Origin of the sequence: Phytoactinopolyspora halophila, from assembly GCF_003287285.1 — a bacterium.
Lineage (GTDB): Bacteria > Actinomycetota > Actinomycetes > Jiangellales > Jiangellaceae > Phytoactinopolyspora_A > Phytoactinopolyspora_A halophila.
Genome location: NZ_QMIG01000019.1, coordinates 90,257 through 107,180 on the forward strand (window position 1 = coordinate 90,257; position 16,924 = coordinate 107,180).

The following is a 16,924-nucleotide window of genomic DNA, read 5'->3' on the forward strand; positions in this document are numbered from 1 at the left end:
TAAGACGTCGGGCCGCGTCCGCGACGCGCCCTTCTGAGCATCGGACCGGATCGCACGAGTGCCCGACACGCCCGGGCGGACAACGATCATGACCATGTGGATGACATATCGTCATGTCTTGTCATTGGCCGCCCCGGGCGTCGTCGTGGCGCTCTGGACCGGTCAGCAGCTCGACGTGAAGGAGCACGATGCGTACTCACCGTCATGCGGGTCGGCGCCGGCATGCCCTGGGGGCGATGGCCGTGTGCGCGGCACTGATCACTACTGGTGCCGTTTCGAGCACGTCGGCGACCGGGAGTTCCTTCGACCCCTGCCCGGAGCCCTTCCCAGCCACGGAGCTCGCTGAAGGCATGCAAGCGACGGGCTACACCGTGGAGAAAGGGACCGAGCCGGAGCCGTTCACGGCGACGGTTGTGGGCGTCGTCGAGGACGGCATCGGACCGGATGCCGACATGATCGTCGTCGAGACCGATTCACCGGCCATCGAACGAGCCGGCGGCATCTGGTCGGGGATGTCCGGTTCTCCGGTCTATGCCAGCGACGGGCGCCTGATCGGGGCCGTGGCGTACGGGTTCTCGTCCGCTCCGTCCAAGATTGCCGGGTTGACTCCCGCGGCCGACATGGTGGACATGCTCGATCTGCCCGGATCGAGCATGTCCACCACACGTCCTGGCGAGCCGACAGTTGCGCTGCCGGGCCCCGTCCAGGAGCGCCTGGTGTCCTCGGGTTCCGTGACGGCGGATCAGGTGACGTCGGGCATGCGGCGCCTCCCGTTGCCCCTGGCGGTCTCCGGGCTGCACAACGAGCGCCTGACGGCCTTCGACGAACGGATGGAGGCAGCGTTCCCGGGTGTTCACGCCTATCCGGCTGGTGCGGCGGATCCGGGCGAATCCAGTGAGCCGACCGAGATCGTTCCGGGTGGCAACGTCGCAGCAGGCGTCGCCTATGGCGATGTCACCTCGGCCGCGGTGGGAACGACGACAGCGGTTTGCCAGACAGATCGCGTGCTCGCGTTCGGCCATCCGTCGCTGTGGTCCGGCGCCACGACGATGAGCATGCATCCCGCCGAAGCGGTGTTCGTGCAGCGGGACGACACGTTTGGTTCGTTCAAGGTCGCCAATCCACGAGGCGTCGTCGGCACGTTCGACCAAGATCGGCTCGCCGGAGTGCGGGGACAGCTCGATGGCGGTCCGGCGGTCGTGCCCATCACCTCGACGGTGCGCTCAGCCGAGCACGGTACCTCCCGGGACGGGACGACGTCGGTCACGGTGGCCGACGCGCTGCCGGACATGGCGTCGTTCCACGTGCTGGCCAACATCGACGCGGTGTTCGACCGGATCGGGGCAGGCACGGCCGAGATCGGCTGGACCATCGAGGGCACGCGGTCTTCGGGTGCGCCGTTCGAATTGGATGTCACCAACATGTACGCGAGTACGAGAGACATTGCTTTCGAATCGGTAGGCGATTCGGTGGAGCACGTGAGAGCGATCCAGGAAAACGAAGTCGAGGACGTCACGGTCACCGGGGTGACATACGACGTGAACCTGAGTGCCGAGTTCACCCGGTACTCCGTCGACACGCTGCTCGTGGGAATGCCGGACGGTACGACGCGGACCTCGTCGCAGTCGTCGCCGCTGCCGGTGGCACCCGGCGATGAGCTGGACCTCCGCGTCGAACTGGCGCCGTATCAGGGCATCGGCGGTCAGGAGACGGTCGAGCTGACCTTGCAGGTTCCGTCCGATGCGCCGGAAGGTGTCGGGCAGATCGAGGTCATCGGTGGTGCCGAGTCCGACGATCAGGAGTTCGGCGACAATCCCGACGGCAATCTCGCCGCCAAGGACTTCGACGAGCTGCTCGCCACGCTGGAAGATCTTGAGCCCAACAACTCGGTGACCGGCACACTGAACGTTACAGGTGCGGACGGGGCGCGGGTGCGGGAGCTGTCGTCCGAGCGAGTGACCGTGGACCAGATCGTCGTCGGGATGGAGACGTTCCCGATCGAGGTCGTGGTTTCTGACGACTAGCCAGCCGGAGTGCTTGGGAGGCGTCTCGGGGGACCCGGGAGGCCTCTCGGGGGAATCGTGTGGGTCACGGACAGCTGGCACGTACACTGAAGGCGTGGCGCACGGGGAGGCACAGCTCAGCGAGGAAAGCGACCATCTCGAGGACGGCCCCCAGGACGCATGCGGCGTCTTTGGCGTCTGGGCTCCGGGGGAAGAGGTCGCCAAGCTGGCGTATTTCGGTCTGTACGCGTTGCAGCACCGCGGTCAGGAGTCCGCCGGGATCGCTGTCGGCAACGGCGACAACCTGCTCGTCTACAAGGACATGGGGCTGGTGAGCCAGGTCTTTGACGAGTCGGCGCTGAACACGCTGCGCGGACACGTCGCCGTCGGGCATACCCGCTACTCCACCACCGGCGCCAGCGAATGGCAGAACGCGCAACCCACGCTCGGCGCCACGCCGGCCGGAACGGTGGCGCTCGGCCACAACGGCAACCTCACCAACACCGCCGAGCTCCTGGAGCTCGTGCGGGAGCGGGTCGGCTCGCACGTAGGCGAGCTGCGGTATGGCAATACCACGGACACCGCACTCGTCGCGGCGCTGTTCGGCTCGTATGCCGGCCGAACACTCCAGGACAGCGCGGCCGCCGCACTGGCCCACGTGCGCGGGGCCTTCTCCTTCGTCTTCTGTGACGAGTCGACCCTGTACGCGGCGCGAGATCCGCAGGGGGTGCGCCCCCTCGTGCTGGGCAGCCTCGAACACGGCTGGGTCGTGGCGAGCGAAACCGCCGCGCTCGACATCGTCGGCGCTTCGGTCATCCGCGAGGTGGAGCCAGGCGAGCTGATCGCCGTCGACGCCGACGGGCTACGGTCGCGGCGGTTCGCTGAGCCCGACCCCAAGGGGTGTCTCTTCGAGTTCGTCTACCTGGCCCGGCCCGACACGAACATCTCCGGACGATCGGTGCACGAGACCCGGGTCGAGATCGGCCGACGGCTCGCGCGCGAACATCCGATCGACGCTGACCTGGTGATTCCGGTTCCCGAGTCCGGGACCCCGGCGGCTGTGGGTTATGCCGAGGAGTCCGGGATTCCCTACGGTGTGGGCCTGGTCAAGAACTCATATGTGGGCCGGACGTTCATCCAACCGTCCCAGACACTCCGGCAGCTGGGTATCCGCCTCAAGCTCAACCCGCTGCGCGAGATGGTTGCAGGTAAGCGGTTGATCGTCGTGGACGATTCGGTCGTGCGTGGCAACACGCAACGGGCGCTGGTGGGGATGCTGCGCGAGGCGGGTGCTACCGAGGTCCACGTCCGTATCTCCAGCCCACCGGTGAAGTGGCCGTGCTTCTACGGCCTCGACTTCGCCTCGCGTACCGAGCTGATCGCGAACGGGCTGTCCGTCGACGAGATCCGCCACTCGATCGGTGCGGACTCGCTGGGATACGTTGCCCTCGACACGTTGATCGAGACCACGACGGTCGCGAAGAAGGATCTCTGCCGCGCCTGCTTCGACGGTGTCTATCCGATCGAGGTGCCGAGGGCACAGCATGCTGGCGTGCTCGACGACCCGCAGCTTTCGGAGCTTCCAGTAGATACGCCTGGCGGGCCCGAGATCACGTCCCGTGAGGCGTACGTCGGAACGATCTGATCGGTGGCGGTAGGAGCTGGCTATGACCCACGGCGAGGGCGTCACATACAGCAGCGCGGGCGTGGACATCGCGGCCGGGGACCGAGCGGTCGACCTCATGAAGGCATGGGTGAGCAAGACCCGCCGGGCCGAGACCTACGGTGACCTCGGCGGCTTCGCTGGCTTGTTCGATGCGAGCGCGTTGAAGTCGTACCGCCGCCCGCTGCTGGCCACCAGCACTGACGGCGTTGGCACCAAGGTGGCGATCGCCCAGCGCATGGACGTGCACGACACGATCGGTTTCGACCTGGTCGGCATGGTCGTCGACGATCTCGTCGTCTGTGGCGCGGAGCCGCTGTTCATGACTGACTACATCGCGTGTGGCCAAGTGGTGCCGGAACGAATCGCCGCGCTCGTCAAGGGTGTCGCACAAGCGTGCGTGACGGCGGGCTGCACGCTGAGCGGGGGAGAGACGGCCGAACATCCAGGCCTGTTGAAGCCCGACGAATACGACATCGCTGGTGCGGCCACCGGGGTGGTGGAGGCCGATCAGATGCTGGGTCCCGAGCACGTGCAGCCGGGGGATGTCGTCGTCGCCATGGCCTCGACGGGCCTGCATTCCAACGGCTATTCACTGGTCCGTCACGTCATGTTCGAGATCGCCGGCTGGACCCTGGAGCGGTACGTGCCGGTGCTGGGTCGCACACTCGGGGAGGAGCTGCTGGAGCCCACGCGGGTGTATGCGCGAGACTGCCTCGAACTGGCGCGGGCTGCGAAGGTCCACGCCATGGCGCACGTCACCGGTGGTGGATTGGCGGCCAATCTGGCCCGGGTGCTGCCGGACCACACGTCGGCACGGATCGACCGCTCGACCTGGACCCCGCAGCCGGTCTTCGAGCTGGTGGGCGAACTCGGCGCGATCTCACAAACCGAGCTGGAGCGGACGCTGAACATGGGCATCGGCATGATCGCCGTGGTGCCGTCCGACGCGGTGGACACGGCACTCGCGATCCTCACCGATCGGGGTACTCCCGCGTGGGTGGTGGGCGAGATCGTGTCAGGTGACGGAACCGTCCACCTTCATGGCGCATACGCCAGCTAATTTCGCCAGCTCATCGGGTAGCCCGCCACGACACGCGTCGTCGCTCGTACACGTGCCCGCCGACTCGCAGACTCGATCCCGAGGGTGCGAGATACCGCTGGCCTGCCGGATCTAGCATCGCCGATCCGGCAGCGCCAGCAACTCTCGTTAAGAAGGGTGCCTTAGCCTACGCGCCGACTCGGCTCGTCGCCTTCGTCGTCATCGTAGTCCGCGTAGTAGTCAGCCTCATAGTCGTCGGACTGCCCGTGAGGATCCTCGCCGCGCAACTCACGCTGCAAGGCCTCGAAGTCGGTCTCGAACGTCTGGTACTTAAGCCGACGGGCGACCTTCGTCTGCTTGGCCTTGGCCCGGCCGCGCCCCATAGGGTCGACCCCCTCGCACAAAACCGGGGCGACCAGATTATGCCGGACGCCCTCGTTTCCTTCGGATGACATCTGCTCGTAGACACAACGGTACAGGGTTGCCCCCTATTCCGTCTCATCCGGTGTGGACCTAATTCTGGCGCGCCGCCCAACCGTGATCTTCGCTGTCGTCATTTTCCCAGGTAGATGCCGTACAGCTGGCTGATCTCCGTGATGCGCCGTTCCGCGATTCGGTCAGCGGCGACGGCGGGCGGGATACCTTCGTCGCCCGCCAGCGCGAAGATCCTCCGGGTGACGTCGAAGATCTGCATCGCTTTGCCCTTGGCGCGCTCGAACGAGAAGCCGTGAAGCTCGTCGGAGACCTGGATGACGCCGCCGGAGTTCACCACGTAGTCCGGGGCGTAGAGGATGCCGGAATCCTCCAGAAGCTTCTCTACACCTGGATGTTGGAGCTGGTTGTTGGCGCCTCCACAGATGGCGCGCACGCCAGCTGTGGCCAGTGTTGCGGTCGTGTCGTCGGTGAGGGCGCCGCCGAGAGCGCATGGCGAGTAGATGTCCACTCCCGCCTTCAGGAGGGCTTCGATGTCGTCAGCTACGTTGACCTCGGGATGGGCTGACCGGACATGGTCGACGGCGGTTCCGGAGATGTCGGTGACGGTCACCCTCGCGCCGTCTTCAGCGAGGAGGTCGACGAGCTTGGAACCGACCTTGCCGACTCCGGCGATGCCGATCTGGCGGCCGGACAGCGTCGGTTCGCCCCAGAGGCGCTCGGCACAGGCACGCATGCCCTGGTAGACGCCGAAGGCGGTCAGCACGCTCGAATCGCCTGCGCCGCCTGCGGCCGGCGAGCGTCCCGTGACCCACTGGCCTTCCCGGGCGATGACGTCCATGTCCTGAACGTAGGTGCCGACATCGCAGGCCGTGATGTACCGGCCGCCCAGCGATGCGACGAATCGCCCGTAGGCGCGCAAGAGTGCCTCGGTCTTGTCCTTCTCGGGATCTCCGATGATGACAGCCTTCCCGCCGCCGTGGTCGAGTCCGGCGAGAGCGTTCTTGTACGTCATGCCCCGGGAGAGATCGAGGACGTCGTCCAGGGCGGCCTCCTCGGAGTGGTACGGGTAAAACCTGGTTCCTCCGAGAGCGGGTCCCAGCGCGGTGGAGTGGATGGCGATGATCGCCCGGAGTCCGGTGAAGCGATCGTGACAGAAGACCACCTGCTCGTGGCCGGATAGCTGATCGTGGCCGTGGGTGCGGCCGAATACGAGAGGCGACGGTTCGGTCATGGTGGTGACCTTTCTCGTTCGTGCCTGCGAGGTGGGCAGGCGTCGACGGGTGCCACTCCTCACTCTATCGGCCATTGTTTTCCGCCGATTTGGCGAAAAAGCCCACGCGTGAGCACGTTGCGAGCTATGTTGATCTCGGATGGTGTCGGAGCAGGGCGGAGCTCCCCTTGGGGATGCTTTGTCCGGTTTGCGGCATTCGTGCGATCTGCATAGTCTTACGTTCGTCGCACCCGGCATCATCCGAATGGTCAGAAATTCATCCAAAAGGTCGGTTCGGGTCGAGCCATAAGGCTCTCCCGTGGATGATGGTCAGCAGGATGAAATAACGATGAGTGACGGGACAGCCCCGTCACGTGAGGAAGGAAGTGACGATGGCGACCAAGACACAGGAAGCCGAGGCCCTCCTCACTCCTGCCGAGGTGGCGGCTATGTTCCGGGTTGATCCGAAGACGGTCACGCGGTGGGCGAAGGCGGGCAAGCTCGAGTCGATTCGCACGCTCGGTGGACACCGCCGGTACCGCGAGTCGGAGGTTCGTAACCTGCTGTCCGGCCAGGTGCCGGGTCAGCGGATCGAGGCGGACATCAACCTCCAGGGGTGAACATTCTAACTTTGCCAGCGACATGGCCCTGACCAGCGTAGATACTGGCGGGGCCGTTCGTTTTCGAGTATCGGTCGAGTAGGCAACCACTCGTTCGTCGTGTCGAGCGTGAGCCGGCATCGTCGAGGTCAGCACCTCGACGATGCCGGCTTCTTGCGGGGTGGGGTGATTGATGTGCGGCCGGAACCACCAGCCCGATGGCCGGCGGCTCCGGCCGCGCGGTGATCACTCGCGGACGAGGCCGGGTACGGTGTCAGCTCGTCGAGCGGGAAAGGGCCGTTCGACGCACGGTGTATGCGCCCGCAGCCAGCATTAGCATTCCTGCAGCCGCGGCCATGCCGAGACCGCCCGCGCCGGTGTCCGGCAGTTCATCTGTATCGCCCGGATGAACGGTGGTGATCTCGTTCTCGTCGCCACAGTCGCCAGAAGCGATCACGGTCCCGTCCGGCGCGATGAGATGTTCGACCCAATAGTACGTACCCGCCTCGCTCGGCGTGTACGAATCCGTCATCGGATACTCGCCCGCTTCCGGAACATCGACCTGCTCTGAAGTGAAGATCGGGTCTTCGCAGGTGGGTTCATCCGAGGGGCCATACAGCTCGAACTCGACAGCCGTGCCCTCGATGACGTCGCCGGACACGATCGCGGTGTCCGTGATCGGCTCGCCGACGAGCTGGTCGGGGACGGCCTGGGTCGAGACGTCGGGAACGTCGTAAACGTCGGTGACCTCACCGTCGGCGCCGCATTCGCCACGGCTGAGCACCTGGCCATCGGCGCTCGTCAGTTCCTCGATCCAGTAGTAGGTACCCGGTTCTGTGGGCGTGTAGTGGTCACTCATCTGATACTCGCCGGATTCGGAGAGGGTGATCTCTTCGGATGAGAAGATCGGATCCTCGCAGGCGGGCTCGTCCGACGGCCCGTACAGCTCGAAAGTCAATACGCTGTCGTCTGGGACGTGGCCGGTGACGTCGGCGGTGTCGTGGATCGGTAGCCCGACGTATTGTTCGGCGGTGGCCTGAGTCGTGACATCGGGGCCTTTCAGGTTCTCCACGACGACGCGCTCGGTCTGCCCGGCTTCGGTCAGGCTGAACGGCACCGGGGTCTGATCCTGGATGTAGCCGTCGGGGGCGTCCACCTCGACAGCGGTGTAGTCGCCGAGGGGGAGATCATTGACGGCAACGGGCTCGTCCTCGGTGGTGACCGTCTCGACGACCTCGTCTTCTGCGTCGCGGATCTCGACGGTGGCCCCGGCTATGGGCTCTTCCGGGTCGTCAGCCTCAGGGTCCACCTTGACGACCTCAGCCGTGCCCGTGGCCTGCTGGGCCTCGACCGTCGTCGAGCCGCTCGTCCGGTTGTCGTCGACCTTCACCATGTTCTGGGGCCAGGAGCCCTCGTGCTGGCTAGTCGGCACCTGCATGTCGACCGTCTCGGCCGGAGCGAGCCGCGAGGCGGTGACCTCGGCGGTCTCGTCGGTGACCGTGGCCGTGAAGGTGGCGATACCGGATGCGTCCGTTGTCACCTGAGCCGGAGCATCGGCCAGGCCAGTGGTGTCGATCTCGACATCCCGATCGGGGACGGGTTCACCGCTTCCTGCGATGATCTCGACCGTGAACTCGACCTCATCACCGACGACGAGATCGTCGGTGCCGTCGGCGGTCACCGTCGTTTCCCACGGCCCGTACAGCGTCTGGGCGTCGGTTCGCAACTTCTCGATGATCTCCGGGACATCCTCGGTGACCTGGCCGTTGCCCTCTGGATCGGTGTTGTTCTCGAAGAAGTTGATGACGACGTCTTCGGGATATTGATCGTCTTCCGTCGTGTCGTTGTGCATGATCACGGCGACTGCGGCGCTGTAGTCGTCGACGATCTTGCCTTCCTCGTTGAGGACGACATCACTTCCGGCCGAGATGATGTAGGCGAGTTCACGAAGCTTCTCGGGCTCCATGGGATCGCCGTTGCGATAGGTGAGCTCTCCGCCGTCGACGTAGTCGTCGGCGTAGATGGGTTGCCACGCTAGCCAGGAGGCGCACCATCCCATGGTCTCGCCGTCCGGGTAGCGGTAGGTCCCTTCCCAGTTGTTGCCACGTTCCGGATCAGCTCCCGGCCAGTGATAGCCCTCGACCTCTCCGTTGGGGCCGTCCTCGGCCCATGCCGGCAAGGATGGAAGGGCTACCAACCCCGCTCCGGCCAATGCCGTTGCGGCAGCGGCGGTGAGGCCCGCCTTCCCGGCCGCTCGGGCGCGCACCCACGTGCTGGCGGGTGACTTCCGTGCTTTCATTCGCCAACTCCTTCTTCATCAGGATCTGACTGATCGCCGTCTGCGTCATATCTGAGCTTTCCTCTGAGCGGCAGACTCACGTGAAAGTAGCACGGGAAATACATGATCGCATCTACCAGTGAAGATATTAGTCATGGCGGCCGTCATGATTCTTATGATCAAGGTCGCATTCTCAGATCATCCCGTTGATCTCATGGATCACGTAGCTTGCCGTGCCCGATCGTGTGCGCCGGTGACCTCCTGGGACGCCCCCTCAGTTCCGAATTGTTTCGCACGGTCAGAAAAACTGATTCGAGCACTTTCCGCATGGCAAGTGGCGGACTGAGAAAGGGTTATTAGTTGTATCTTTGCGAGTCGACAATGGAGGCATAACGACGGCCGGAGATCATGCCGAGCGCATTCTGTAGATCGAAATTCTCGATTGATCTCACGGCTTGAGAATGATCTACCACATTCCGGTTCCGTTGTCGCCGCGCCAGTAGCGACTGAATTCTCGACCGACGCTCGCGATGCACATCCATGACCCGGTGTCGCGAAAGATCGTGACGCACGGTTGCTCTTGGTGACAGAACCAGCGACACTCGCTGCACCATGTCCGATTCGCCAGCTTCGTATCGCGATGTATTTGCGGTGCCCGACTTCCGTCACCTGTGGGCCGCGCATGTCCTCTCCGTCATGGGTGATCAGCTCGCCCGGGTTGCGATCACGATCTTGGTCTACGAGCGGACAAGGTCGGCCGGTCTCACCGCATTGACGTATGCGTTGACGTACCTGCCGGATTTCATCGGCGGTGCGGCGCTGGCGGGGCTGGCTGACCGTTTTCCGAGGCGCGCCGTCATGGTCGCGACCCATCTCGTGTCAGCCGGGTTGGCCGCGCTCATGGCGATACCAGGGACACCACTCGCCGTGCCGGCCGGCCTGCTCTTCCTCTTGCAGCTCTTCTCGGCGCCGTTCTCGTCCGCGCGGCAGGCGACACTGGCGGACATGCTCACGGGCGATCGTCTGACGCTCGGGCTCGGTGCCATATCGATCACCTACCAGATGGGCCTCGTGTTCGGTCTCGGCGCCGGGGCCGCCCTCGTGGCAAAGGTTGGCGTCTCGACCGCGTTACTCATCGACGCCGGGACCTTCCTCGTATCTGCTGCGATCATCCGGTGGGGTATCGGGCCCTACCGGCCGGCGCCGCGGATGAGCGAAGGGCGGCCATCGGGGCAATGGGAGACGGTCAGAGCAGGCTGGGCCATCGTGGCTCGCGATGCGAGGCTGCGTACACTGCTCGCGATCGCCTGCTGCTCGGGTTTCTACGTGGTTCCAGAAGGTTTGGCCGTGCCGTATGCCGACCAGCTAGGCACCGGTACGGCGGCCGTGGGGTGGTTGCTGGCCGCGAATCCGGTGGGCACGGTCATCGGTATGGTCGTCCTGCGTGGGCTTCGTCCCGGTCGGCGGCTTGCTTTGCTCGGTCCGATGGCAGTGGGCAGCAGCGCCGTGCTGGTACCCACCGGCTGGACGCCGGGACTGGCCGCGACCGTGGCGCTGTGGACGCTGAGCGGTGTGCTTTCCGCACACGACATCGTCACGCAGGCGACATACGTGCGGATCGTTCCCGCGGATCGGCGTGGTCAGGCGATCGGCGTGGCCATCGCCGCACTTCGTGCGGCACAGGGTTTCGGCATCGTAGTTGCGGGTCTGGCAGCGCAGCTCCTGGCCCCGGCGTCAGTCATCGCCGTTGCGGCCGTCGTCGGCGCTTTGGTCACCTCCATCGCGGCGATCAGGTGGGCGCAGGCGGCTTCCTCAACATTCGGGGCGCCTGAAGCGTCGTGGCCACGTGATGACACAGAACCAGGATGACGACTTCGCCGGCTGGTATGCGGCGTTGCAGCCGCGGGTTTTGCGTGCGGTCACCATCGCGGCCGGTGATCGTGACCTGGCCGAGGAAGCGACGGCTGAAGCGTTCGCGCGAGCATTCGCCCGGTGGCCAGCCCCGGCCTCCATGGATTCGCCGACTGCCTGGCTGCACACGGTGGCGATGAATCTGGTCCGTTCGCGATGGCGCCGCTTCCGCGTGGAGCGGCGGATGCGGCACCGGGTAGCGGCCGATCCGCAGCGCTACGTCGACGAATCAGGGCAGGATGATTCGGTCTGGTCTGCCGTGGCCGAGCTGCCAGAGCGGGCTCGACGGATGGTGGCGATGCGCTACATCTTGGACCTCTCCGAGGCCGAGATAGCCGATTCCATGGGTGTGACCCGGGGCACCGTGGCATCCACGTTGAGCAGAGCCCGCCAGCAGCTACACGTCGTACTGTCCCGGTCGACCCCTGTCCGCGAGGAGAGATCATGACAACTCACGATGATGACTCGTTGGCCCGCGCGCTGCACGAGGTGCCCGTCGCGCAGCAGCGCCCGCGCGAATTGATCGAGCGTCGGGGCCGCACGCTTCGCCGGCGCCACCAGGCCAGCGTCGCCGGTGTTGCCGTGCTTGTGGCCGGTGCGTTGGCCGTGCCTTCGATGGAGCTGTTCGGAGACGGGCCGACGTCGGATGCGCCGACGTCGACGACCGAGCAGTGCCCCGATACGCACGAGGACGCGGAACGGCAGATCAATGAGGTCTTGGGTCAACCGGCAGATACCTTCGTGCCTGACCCTGCCGGCGTTCCCGACAAGTTGCGTTTGCTCTGGTCCGAGCGTTCGAATGCACCGGCGCCCGAAACGGCGAACGCGCATGACCACACCGACGCCAGCAGCGAACTCGCCTCGCACTACGCGTCCTGTCCGGTTTTCGCTGGCCAGCGTGTCGTCCTCGTCGCTGTGGAGGACGGGGTGGTGAGCCGCGCGGTGTCCGTCTACTACACCGAAATCGCCTACGAACCCGACCAGGATCTGACCGAACGCGTGCTCGACGCCGGTTCTACCCAGGTATCGATCCGTCATGGCGAGCCGGGTAAGGACCGCGTCAGCGCGGATTGGGGTGGCGACAATGAGTCGTGGTCCGTTGTGGGGTATCCGCTGTCGGATGAGGAGATCAGCACCCTTGCTGCGTCTGTTGAGGTGACGGATGGTGAGGTCGATGTCAGCGACTGGTCCGTCAGTGCGGAGGCGGACCACGTCGCCCGGTTGCCCGCGCTCAACTCGGCTGTGGGCGGCATGATGTACGAGGTCTTCGGTGGCGATGATCGCTCGTTGGGATTGAGAGTCGACACCTATACCAACACGCTGTGGTCCCGAGCCAGCGTCGGCGACAGAGTCGTCGAGATTGCAGGAGATCCGGCGTTGCTCGATGCCGACGACGGGACGCTGCACTGGCAACCCGATGAAGGTGTCACAGCCACCCTGTCCGGCGAGTTGGACGGCGAGCAGTTGATGCAGATTGCCGAGACCGTCCGACCTGTCTCGGGTGATGACGCGCGATTGGTTCGTTCTTGGAAGACGCCGGGCGAAGAACGATAGCCGTTCCCTTCCGACTGGAGCGCTTGGGGCGCAGGTTCGGGACAGCGCTGGACCGTGGACTGTTCGGCTCAACCGCGCTGCTGCGCGTTGAGCCGTGCGGCCTGGCGCATCAAGTGGTCGCGTTCGGGGAGGTTGGGCGCTGAGCGGGCAGCTTCGGCGTAGAGCCGTGCTGCGGTGACCGGGTCACCGTCACGCTCGTGTAGATATGCCGCGGCGGCCGTGTAGCGGGGAAGTGCCGGGTCGAGCTCTGCCAGGGCGGCCAGACCGGCCCGCGGGCCGTCGGCCTCGCCGAGTGCGACGGCCCGGTTGAGGCGAACCACCGGACTGCCGGTAAGGCGTACCAGTTCGTCGTACCACTCGACAATCTGCACCCAGTCGGTCTCTTCGGCCGTGCGGGCGTCGGCATGGAGCGCGGCGATGGCGGCTTGGGCCTGGTACTCACCCAGGCGATCCCGGGCGAGGGCTGTCTGGAGCACGTCGACGCCCTCGGCGATCAGGCGGGTGTTCCACAGGCTGCGGTCCTGCTCCGCAAGGGGTACGAGCCTGCCGTCCGGGCCGGTCCGTGCCGGGCGGCGTGCATCGTGGAGCAGCATGAGCGCGAGCAGGCCCGCGACCTCTTCGTCGTCGGTTTTGGTCGCCAGCTGGCGAGCGAGCCGGATCGCCTCGCTGGCGAGGTCGACGTCGCCGGAGTAGCCCTCGTTGAAGATCAGGTAGAGCACGCGCAGCACGGTGGCGACATCACCGGGCTGGTTGAACCGGACGCCCGAGACGGTCCGCTTGGCCCTGCTGATGCGCTGGGCCATGGTCGCCTCCGGCACGAGGTAGGCCTGCGCGATCTGACGCGTGGTCAGGCCGCCGACCGCGCGCAGCGTGAGCGCGACGGCAGAGGTCGAGGACAGGGACGGGTGCGCGCACAGGAAGTACAGCCAGAGCGTGTCGTCCTCCGCCTCGCCCTGGCCGGGCGGGGGCTCGCTCTCGACGCGTACCTCGCGGTGCCGTCGAGAGGTCTCGGCACGGGCGGCGTCGAGGAACTTGCGCCAGGCCGCCGTGGCCAGCCAGCCCGTGGGGTCCCGCGGCGGGTCGTCCGGCCACACGCGCACGGCCTCGACCAGGGCATCTTGCACGGCATCCTCGGCCGCCGCGAAGTCGGCGCCGCGGCGGACGAGGATGCCGATCACGGTAGGGGTGAGGGTCCGCAGCAGGGCCTCATCCACCGTGCGTCACTCCGTGATAGTTGGAGGGGCGGTCATGAACGGGCGTACCTCGAGCCACTCGTGGATCGGCTTCCCGCCCGCACCCGGCGCCGCGGACAGCTCACCGGCTAGCTCGAGCGCCCGCTCGTAGGTCTCGACATCGATCACCATCCACCCGGCGATCAGGTCCTTGGTCTCCGGGAACGGGCCGTCGGTGATCGGTGGCCGACCCTCGCCGTCGTAGCGGACGAAGGTGCCCTCCTGCGAGAGCGCCTGGCCGTCGACGAACTCGCCCGTCTCTTCGAGCCGAGCGGCGAAGTCTTGCATGTACTGCACGTGGGCCGAAAGCTCTTCTGGCGTCCACTGGTCCATCGGCACGTCGTTGACCGGCGCCGGCGCGCCCCGGTAGTGCTTCAGTAGCAGGTACTTGGCCATCATGTTCTCCTTAGTGCGGTACAGCCCATTGTGGCCGTGTTCACTCCGGGGGACGGAGCCCCGCTCGGATTTTCGACATCCCACCGCGACTTTTTCTTCGCGGATTTCGATGACACCAGGCACCCTGAGGTGCCGCGTGACCGGAATACAGCGATCCGAGAGGACTGAACCCATCTATTGGCGTGGCGATCTGATCTGACCGACCGAGCAGCTACCTACGGCGTATCGATGCTCAATGAGCCTGGGGCGTGCCGAAGCACTGCAGCGCCATGATCAGCTGTCATGGTTCCGCGCACGACATGGCGACGCAGCACGTTTCCAAGCCCGGCGCCGACGAGGTGTGTCGCGTGGACGGTCTCATCGCGCAGCCGGTAACGCAACCGGGCAGCGGCGTCCTCGTTGGCGATGTTTGCGTACACCAGCGCCGAGGCGTCAACGACGAACGACATCAGCGGCGGTCAGCCTGCACGTCGTCACTGATCTCCGTCGCCGTGGTGGATGCTGGACCAAAATGAGCCAGCGCCTCTTCGATTGCGGTCACGGCCTTACGCTTGGACGGGCGACGAGCCATCGAGATGACCTGATCACGCATGTACGCCTGCAGCGACTTGCCCTCCGCCCGTGCACGGGCGCGGATGGTGTCGTAGGCGTCATCGGGGATCTCCCGCACCTGGATCGTCCTCATAGCGCTATTTTGGCGCTACTTGCCGAACGGGTACCAGCATCGTGGTCGTCCGAACCGATGTCATGAAGCGGTAGGCCCTTGACGGATCTGTGTCGGTTCCTGCTTGACGTTCCGCCTAGGAAATTTGGGTAGCGGTCCGTGGTCGCTGTCCATTGATGCTGCGCACGGGTTGGTCTGTGTTGCGTCGCTCAGTGCGGGCGTCGCCGTCGGGCAACTCGAACCTGCCACTCTAAGGGTGGCTCGTAACCCAGAGCTTAGGAGTGCCTACTCGCATAGGTTGGTTCAAGAGATGCGACAACCCAACCGCGCCACCTGTCCGCGCCTTCCAGGCGGGGACGCCAGTCGATTAGGCGCAAGCAACTAAGACAATCTCTCCAGTGCCTCGCAGCGCTACCTCATTTAACGTGATTCCCCTGCGCCACCTAGCACAACTACCGACAGCACGCGACGTCAACCTGACAGCCTGTCGGCCCCGCCGGATTAGTGTCCCGCCCCGGGCGACCGCGAGGTCGTACCAAAGCAATAAAAAACCCGCCCCACGGAAGGACGGGTGGATGATGTGTTTAAGCATAGTGCCATCTGCCTAGGAAAGGCAAGAGTCACCAGCCGGCAGGTTTGGCGTACGAGTCCACCGGATCGGGGAGCTGACTGAGCTTGAAGTCTTCGCTGGTCAGCTGAGCAGACCAGTGTCCGCCTACGCCGAAGCTCGCGTTACTTCTCAGCCCACCAGCGAGGTAGCGCTTCGTAGGGTTGATCACACCCACCGGCACGCGCTTGCGAGCTTCCTTCAAGGGGAACTCCAGATCACTGTCGTTGGATACTACGACCACCGCGTCGACAGCGTCGGTCAACACGTCGATCAAGAGATGCGAGGCAACGTTGACGTCCGAGCCTTTCTCCTCGTTGTGCAGCACGCTGACGAGGAAGCATGCGTCTCTCACTTCGTTTGAGTTCGAGTCCTTCACCATGACGGGCCATGTTGACCTGGCGATCTGAGGGCGACCAGCGGTGTCTTCGGTTGCGAGAGGTGTCTTCTTGGTACGCGAAACGTAGCGACCATATTGGATCCATGTCACGTGCTGACCCAGTGCATTCAGGTAAGTGTGCTGGTCACGAGCGCCGCTTGGGTTGGTGCGAGGGTCAATCCGGGCCGTGCAGTATACGGTTCGGACGATCTGAGGGTCCGACCAACCTGATTCGCGCTGGATAATCGATTCGGCGAGTGAGCGAACGTCCAGCCATCGCCATCCTGGCGTACCCTTGCGACACCAAGCGCGGCCACCGTAGTAGAGGTTGTAGCCGTCAACATAGACACCCACCCGCATGGTCAGAACTTAGTAGATGATCATCATCTTGAACACCCCGTGCTGCAACGCGAACACCGAACGTTTCTATGGCTAATCAAGCGGGAGCAGGTCACTACATGAACTCCAAAGTGCTCCGTCCCCCGTGTCCCGAACGGCCGTGATCCGGGTCATCGCGTCCTCGGTGCGCTCGTTCGCGACTTCGATCGCTTACATGGACCCGATGGTGGGTAACGGCTGTGCAGTTGGCCCACATGGCGGTCTGACATAGGTTCGTTGCTCTGGTGAGAAGTTCGCGGACGTGCTCGAGAAGCACCGGGTTCACCGTCACGATAATCGCGTCTTCGGCCACGTCGAGCACTGAGGCGATGGCGGCGCGCTGGCTGGCAGCGGCCCTGCTCAGCATGCGAACTTTGAGCCGGATGTGACGCACACCAGACCTAGCCGGTCGGTAGAGTCGGCGCGCGGGACCGGGTTGTCGCCACTGGAGCGTCCCCGTGCGCGTGCCCCAAGGGTCGGTCAGCGAGGGGTAATGAGGGTGAATGAAGGAGGGTCTTCGGATCCTGGCGGGGTGCTGGGTTCATCGGACGATGATGGAGCCTAGTACTCGCC

The 16,924-nt window shown here is 65.0% G+C and carries 15 protein-coding genes; 7 read left to right on the top strand and 8 right to left on the bottom strand.

Annotated features, from left to right (window positions below):
• Positions 1-188 precede the first annotated feature (188 nt).
• From DPM12_RS16350 to purM, 3 genes are all read left to right on the top strand, one after another.
• Entirely contained in the window at positions 189-2,024 is a 1,836-nt protein-coding gene (locus tag DPM12_RS16350) for a SpoIVB peptidase S55 domain-containing protein (RefSeq protein ID WP_112259404.1), read from the top strand.
• A 94-nt stretch (positions 2,025-2,118) separates the two neighbouring features.
• On the top strand, positions 2,119-3,648 hold the full coding sequence (gene purF, locus DPM12_RS16355) for an amidophosphoribosyltransferase (RefSeq protein WP_112259405.1): 1,530 nt from the start codon (positions 2,119-2,121) through the stop codon (positions 3,646-3,648).
• A 22-nt stretch (positions 3,649-3,670) separates the two neighbouring features.
• Positions 3,671-4,729: a phosphoribosylformylglycinamidine cyclo-ligase gene (purM, locus tag DPM12_RS16360; protein WP_112259406.1), complete on the top strand. Its 1,059-nt coding sequence runs from the start codon at positions 3,671-3,673 to the stop codon at positions 4,727-4,729.
• A gap of 161 nt (positions 4,730-4,890) precedes the next feature.
• Here the strand turns inward: purM and DPM12_RS16365 are convergent, their stop codons facing one another.
• Together DPM12_RS16365 and DPM12_RS16370 are read right to left on the bottom strand one after the other, a co-directional pair.
• Positions 4,891-5,091 carry a DUF3073 domain-containing protein gene (locus tag DPM12_RS16365; RefSeq protein WP_112259429.1) on the bottom strand — a complete coding sequence of 67 codons (201 nt, stop codon included), beginning with the start codon at positions 5,089-5,091 and terminating at the stop codon, positions 4,891-4,893.
• Positions 5,092-5,261: 170 nt separating this feature from the next.
• Complete coding sequence (locus tag DPM12_RS16370; protein ID WP_112259407.1) at positions 5,262-6,374, bottom strand: Glu/Leu/Phe/Val dehydrogenase dimerization domain-containing protein; 1,113 nt, start codon at positions 6,372-6,374, stop codon at positions 5,262-5,264.
• A 371-nt stretch (positions 6,375-6,745) separates the two neighbouring features.
• Between DPM12_RS16370 and DPM12_RS16375 the strand changes: the two genes are divergently transcribed.
• Entirely contained in the window at positions 6,746-6,973 is a 228-nt protein-coding gene (locus DPM12_RS16375) for a BldC family transcriptional regulator (protein WP_112259430.1), read from the top strand.
• Positions 6,974-7,226: 253 nt separating this feature from the next.
• On the opposite strand, the gene DPM12_RS16380 is transcribed toward DPM12_RS16375, so the two are convergent.
• On the bottom strand, positions 7,227-9,251 hold the full coding sequence (locus tag DPM12_RS16380) for an MSCRAMM family protein (RefSeq protein ID WP_112259408.1): 2,025 nt from the start codon (positions 9,249-9,251) through the stop codon (positions 7,227-7,229).
• Positions 9,252-9,842: 591 nt separating this feature from the next.
• Between DPM12_RS16380 and DPM12_RS16385 the strand changes: the two genes are divergently transcribed.
• Genes DPM12_RS16385 through DPM12_RS16395 form a run of 3 tightly spaced genes read left to right on the top strand, consistent with a single transcriptional unit; the run spans position 9,843 to position 12,695 of the window.
• Complete coding sequence (locus tag DPM12_RS16385) at positions 9,843-11,099, top strand: MFS transporter (protein ID WP_112259409.1); 1,257 nt, start codon at positions 9,843-9,845, stop codon at positions 11,097-11,099.
• Positions 11,080-11,589 carry an RNA polymerase sigma factor gene (locus DPM12_RS16390; protein ID WP_112259410.1) on the top strand — a complete coding sequence of 170 codons (510 nt, stop codon included), beginning with the start codon at positions 11,080-11,082 and terminating at the stop codon, positions 11,587-11,589. The genes DPM12_RS16385 and DPM12_RS16390 overlap by 20 nt, the downstream gene beginning before the upstream one ends.
• Positions 11,586-12,695, top strand: a complete 1,110-nt coding sequence (locus DPM12_RS16395; protein WP_112259411.1) for a hypothetical protein — start codon at positions 11,586-11,588, stop codon at positions 12,693-12,695. Before DPM12_RS16390 ends, DPM12_RS16395 begins: the two co-directional genes overlap by 4 nt.
• A 68-nt stretch (positions 12,696-12,763) precedes the next feature.
• Here the strand turns inward: DPM12_RS16395 and DPM12_RS16400 are convergent, their stop codons facing one another.
• The 5 genes from DPM12_RS16400 to DPM12_RS16420 all read right to left on the bottom strand — a co-directional run bounded on the left by DPM12_RS16400 (position 12,764) and on the right by DPM12_RS16420 (position 16,333).
• Entirely contained in the window at positions 12,764-13,909 is a 1,146-nt protein-coding gene (locus DPM12_RS16400; RefSeq protein ID WP_112259412.1) for an RNA polymerase sigma factor, read from the bottom strand.
• 6 nt (positions 13,910-13,915) lie between these two features.
• On the bottom strand, positions 13,916-14,323 hold the full coding sequence (locus DPM12_RS16405) for a YciI family protein (RefSeq protein ID WP_112259431.1): 408 nt from the start codon (positions 14,321-14,323) through the stop codon (positions 13,916-13,918).
• A gap of 215 nt (positions 14,324-14,538) precedes the next feature.
• The gene (locus DPM12_RS16410; RefSeq protein ID WP_112259413.1) at positions 14,539-14,772 is read right to left on the bottom strand and encodes a PIN domain-containing protein; all 234 of its coding nucleotides are present in this window, start codon (positions 14,770-14,772) and stop codon (positions 14,539-14,541) included.
• Positions 14,772-15,008 (bottom strand): FitA-like ribbon-helix-helix domain-containing protein, encoded by a 237-nt coding sequence (locus DPM12_RS16415; protein ID WP_211659056.1) that lies wholly within the window; start codon positions 15,006-15,008, stop codon positions 14,772-14,774. The genes DPM12_RS16410 and DPM12_RS16415 overlap by 1 nt, the downstream gene beginning before the upstream one ends.
• 599 nt (positions 15,009-15,607) lie before the next feature.
• The gene (locus DPM12_RS16420; protein ID WP_112259414.1) at positions 15,608-16,333 is read right to left on the bottom strand and encodes an NYN domain-containing protein; all 726 of its coding nucleotides are present in this window, start codon (positions 16,331-16,333) and stop codon (positions 15,608-15,610) included.
• Between the last annotated feature and the right edge of the window lie 591 nt (positions 16,334-16,924).